At 37.8% G+C, this 3,612-nt stretch carries 7 protein-coding genes and 1 pseudogene; 6 read left to right on the forward strand and 2 right to left on the reverse strand.

Annotation, left to right across the window (positions count from 1 at the left end; translation table 11 throughout):
• Window positions 1–472: pseudogene (locus AN490_RS14570) on the forward strand (hypothetical protein); the annotation flags it as partial.
• On the opposite strand, the gene AN490_RS14575 reads toward AN490_RS14570, so the two are convergent.
• A complete protein-coding gene (locus AN490_RS14575) occupies window positions 469–603 on the reverse strand; it encodes a hypothetical protein (RefSeq protein WP_300004604.1) in 135 nt (44 codons plus the stop codon). The pseudogene AN490_RS14570 and the gene AN490_RS14575 overlap by 4 nt on opposite strands.
• 217 nt (window positions 604–820) lie before the next feature.
• On the opposite strand from AN490_RS14575, the gene AN490_RS14585 reads away from it, so the two are divergent.
• Complete coding sequence (locus AN490_RS14585; protein ID WP_300004607.1) at window positions 821–1,372, forward strand: hypothetical protein; 552 nt, start codon at window positions 821–823, stop codon at window positions 1,370–1,372.
• Window positions 1,373–1,472: 100 nt separating this feature from the next.
• Here AN490_RS14585 and AN490_RS14590 read toward each other — a convergent pair whose 3' ends face one another.
• The gene (locus tag AN490_RS14590; RefSeq protein WP_300004610.1) at window positions 1,473–2,198 is read right to left on the reverse strand and encodes a hypothetical protein; all 726 of its coding nucleotides are present in this window, start codon (window positions 2,196–2,198) and stop codon (window positions 1,473–1,475) included.
• Between the two features lie 171 nt (window positions 2,199–2,369).
• On the opposite strand from AN490_RS14590, the gene AN490_RS14595 reads away from it, so the two are divergent.
• Genes AN490_RS14595 through AN490_RS14610 form a run of 4 tightly spaced genes read left to right on the forward strand, consistent with a single transcriptional unit; the run spans window position 2,370 to window position 3,569 of the window.
• Entirely contained in the window at window positions 2,370–2,642 is a 273-nt protein-coding gene (locus tag AN490_RS14595) for a hypothetical protein (RefSeq protein WP_300004613.1), read from the forward strand.
• Window positions 2,643–2,650: 8 nt separating this feature from the next.
• Entirely contained in the window at window positions 2,651–2,872 is a 222-nt protein-coding gene (locus tag AN490_RS14600; RefSeq protein ID WP_300004616.1) for a hypothetical protein, read from the forward strand.
• 37 nt (window positions 2,873–2,909) lie between these two features.
• On the forward strand, window positions 2,910–3,230 hold the full coding sequence (locus AN490_RS14605; RefSeq protein WP_300004619.1) for a hypothetical protein: 321 nt from the start codon (window positions 2,910–2,912) through the stop codon (window positions 3,228–3,230).
• 21 nt (window positions 3,231–3,251) lie between these two features.
• The gene (locus AN490_RS14610) at window positions 3,252–3,569 is read left to right on the forward strand and encodes an integrase (RefSeq protein WP_300004622.1); all 318 of its coding nucleotides are present in this window, start codon (window positions 3,252–3,254) and stop codon (window positions 3,567–3,569) included.
• The last annotated feature ends 43 nt before the right edge of the window (window positions 3,570–3,612 follow it).

A 3,612-nucleotide genomic window follows, 5' to 3' on the forward strand; every position in this document is an offset into this window, starting at 1 on the left:
AAATAACTTATCCACAGATGTAGAAGTTTCCCTCACGAATGATGAGACTGAGAAATTCGTAAGGGAAAATAACTTATCCACAGATGTAGAAATTTCCCTCACGAATAACGAGACTGAGAAATTCGTAAGGGAAAATAACTTATCCACAGATACAGAAATTTCCCTCACGAAAAAGAAAAAAATTGCTTCTGGCAGTCTTGCACCATTTGTAGAAAATAAAAAACTCAAGGACGGCACAATTGCTACTTATCCTAAAGTAAGTGGTGAAAGAGATCCTTTAAACCATCTGCATTGGCGATGGGGGTATTACTATGAAATCAAAATTGATGGAGAATGGAAAAACCGCAGTTTACCTGTTGCGGCTCGAATAGTGCCACAGGTCAAAATAATGATCGAGAATCATTGTCCAGTTGAGGAAATCAAGAATGCTATTCTCCAGTCTAAACATCAAAAAAGAGGTAACAACAGCTAATCTTGTTTAACTTCTAACTGGTAAATCCGCATTGATGGATGTTCGTCCATCATCCTCCAGTAATATCCATTAGGAGCTAACAAAACCCTACCACCACAACGATATAAAAAAACTGGCTCGTCCCGGCGCATAGCTTTCTTTATCTCTGATTCTACACTGGTGTCTGAGCTATCATTATCGCTATGATATAACGACGGCGGTTAATATTGGTTTTTGGTGGGATGCTCCGGTAGATAGAAAGCCACGTCAAGCATTAGAACAAAAGATGATTCAGATGTGGCGCAGTCCTTTCAATAAGGAAATGTGGGATTTGTGGGGTCAACCTTTTGGACATTCTTAGAAGAAACTATGAATTACGATTTAGCAATGACATTAGGGGAACTGCAAGCACAGATATATTGGTTACATGATGCTGAGGAGTTTACAGAATTAGCAAATGCCGCTGCTGGTATCTATACAAAACTTGGTTATAGTCAGGAACAGTCAGAAACTGCTGGTAAATTAATCAGTGAAGCCTATCAATTAGCTGATGATGCTGATTTAGCTAATCAAGCGGGTGATTATGATAGAGAAATGCAGTTTTATGATCAAGTTAAAGATAAACTAATTGCAGTGGAAACTATATTAAATTATCAGAATAGTATTGCCATACATCAAATGCAATGGTGGCTGCATTTTCGACATAAACAGAAATTACAAATTATCGTACATTTATTTTTACAGCATTTTAAAGCAGTGGGATTTATTCATTTATTTACTGCTATTAAACTGACATACTATCTAGTAGAAATTGGCAGAGTTCACAAACAACGCGACATAGAAACTACCAAATGCAATGCTGTAAAATACTGGGCGGAACTACTGAAAACTAAACCGCCACAGTATCCTTATTTGGGGTGAACAAAGCGAACTGCTTGCAGGAGTGCTTTGCTATTACCCCCCAAATCAGTTTTCCCTGAAGAATTACGAGGCAGTTACCAGAACTGCCCCAATACAATACCTAGTAAGAACCATCAAGTCTGCGGACATCCCAAGGTAAAGACCGTCTGCTTTGTCTCAGTATAGATTGATAACCTTCGGGAGAAAGCCAAGAACCGTCTTCAATCTGTACATAATCTGGTGGCACTTCTTCCGGTGGCGTGGAAGCTGGCAGGGTCCAGGGACGTTTGGGTTTAACACCGGGGACTAATTGAATCTGCTCTTGAATCTCACTGAGTTGTTGGGTGATGGGAGTCAGGGATTTTTCGATAGCGGTGGTGATCATTGCTGATAATTCTTCTTTGCTGATTATTCCCTGAGAGCTTGGATTAATTAGGGAGTACCCAGTTTGTGACCAGATAAAGACCCTTAACCCAGCTTTGGCAATCATGCGATAATTGTTAACCGCTATTTGTTTGCCCTTATACTTTCTTGCCTCCAGTGCGTAATATTCCAAAACTGCATGACAAACTTCGTCAATAATGAAAACTCTGCCGGAGGGTTCATTCGTTAACAGCCTCCAGTCATTGCCAGCATAGGGTTTCAGCGAAATTTTTAGATCATTCGTGAACGGGTCAGAATCACTTATTTGGTTTAGCAGTTGTGTGATTGCTGGCTTATCTACTCCACAGAATTGAGCTAAAGCTGTTACACTCATTCCACTGACACCATCGCTAAAACGTGTGCAGTAACTTTGGTCTATGGCTTCGCCACGCAAGCTATCGTTGGTTTTCTCTATTTGTGTCATGATGATATTAGCCTTGATAAATGGTTTGGGCGATCGCAACTTCTTCGCGGGAGAGCGATCGCCTTTGTCATAACTATTATAATAATTTTATGTGTTTTGTACAGGTGAAAAACTAATTATCATGTAATATAAAAAATAACTGATGTATTTTGCTTTAATAAAGGCGTAAACATGACAATAACTACTGTGGGAAGACCAAGAAGAAACCGACTAACTGACCGTGTTAACTACAAACTTGATAGGGATATCAGAGGCATTTTGTCACGGATAGCCGACCGTCAAGGTAGAACCGAGGGCGCACAGGTAGAGCAAACGATTTTGTTTTATGAAGCCTGTCAGCGTCTTAATCATGAAGGGGAATCCATCACAATGGATGCAATAAACTCCAAAATTAACCAAATATGGGATGAATTAATAGCTAATGAAGAATCCAACAGGAGCTAAGTATTTTTATGACCAAGTATGTTGACCTTTCTAGTTATTGGACGGAAGACAAAAACATATCTATTCAAAAAGCTAAGGAAATGACTGGTTTAGATAAGAGAACCCTGTCATTTGCCAAAAAAGGACAATTGGATCGTGGACATTTTGAAACTTTGTTTAAACTCAGAGATTTAGCTTCTGAACTTGCGGGTAAACCCCTAACCCTAGAGGAAATTTTTAGTAAAGAATGATGTAATATATTTAATTTATTTTCTGGAGCATAAAATCATGGAATTTACTGGAACTTGGCATATTTATGAAATGTCGAATTGGGATGATGGATATTTTAATATGGAAGTACAGGCTTATATTGAAATTGATGAACAAGGAAATGGGGAGTTTCAGTTTGGATTGGTTACTGGATATATTGATGGGGATATCATTAAAGATGGCAATGCTAACAAATTAGAATTTACTTGGGAAGGCAATGATGAAAATGATGAGGCTTCTGGTAGTGGTTGGTTAAAATTGGAAGACGAAAATGAACTGGAAGGAAAAATCAAATTTCATCAAGGTGATAGTTCTACGTTGTTAGCAAAACGGGCTTAATTATCTGAATTATAGTAGATTATGAGTGACTTTAACAAAGAAGTAGCCAAAATAGAAAAGTATAATCAACCGATTATCGAGGGTTTTCAAGCATGGTTAGAAAAAGTGAATCTTTCAGCTAAAACGATAAAAAACCACATCTTAAATATTGAGTTTTTTGTTGAATATCTTGTTAGCTATGAACCATTGCAAAAACTTGATGAAGCCGATGACCAAGATGTTTATGATTTTCTATTAAATTATTTTCCACATAAAGCAATGTGGGCATCTGAAACTAGCACTAAATCTTACATCCCACATTCCGCACCCCAAACTGTCACAGATCAAAAAAGCCCTTAAAGTAGTACATAATAACTAAAGTCAATTCAAAAATTAAGATGCT

Source organism: Anabaena sp. AL09 (assembly GCF_001672255.1).
GTDB lineage: Bacteria > Cyanobacteriota > Cyanobacteriia > Cyanobacteriales > Nostocaceae > Dolichospermum > Dolichospermum lemmermannii.

Excerpts from the sequence above, each read along its gene's own strand:
- AN490_RS14575 (WP_300004604.1), bottom strand. The coding sequence starts at position 603 with ATGCGCCGGGACGAGCCAGTTTTTTTATATCGTTGTGGTGGTAGGGTT.
- AN490_RS14585 (WP_300004607.1), top strand. The coding sequence starts at position 821 with ATGAATTACGATTTAGCAATGACATTAGGGGAACTGCAAGCACAGATA.
- AN490_RS14590 (WP_300004610.1), bottom strand. The coding sequence starts at position 2,198 with ATGACACAAATAGAGAAAACCAACGATAGCTTGCGTGGCGAAGCCATA.
- AN490_RS14595 (WP_300004613.1), top strand. The coding sequence starts at position 2,370 with ATGACAATAACTACTGTGGGAAGACCAAGAAGAAACCGACTAACTGAC.
- AN490_RS14600 (WP_300004616.1), top strand. The coding sequence starts at position 2,651 with ATGACCAAGTATGTTGACCTTTCTAGTTATTGGACGGAAGACAAAAAC.
- AN490_RS14605 (WP_300004619.1), top strand. The coding sequence starts at position 2,910 with ATGGAATTTACTGGAACTTGGCATATTTATGAAATGTCGAATTGGGAT.
- AN490_RS14610 (WP_300004622.1), top strand. The coding sequence starts at position 3,252 with ATGAGTGACTTTAACAAAGAAGTAGCCAAAATAGAAAAGTATAATCAA.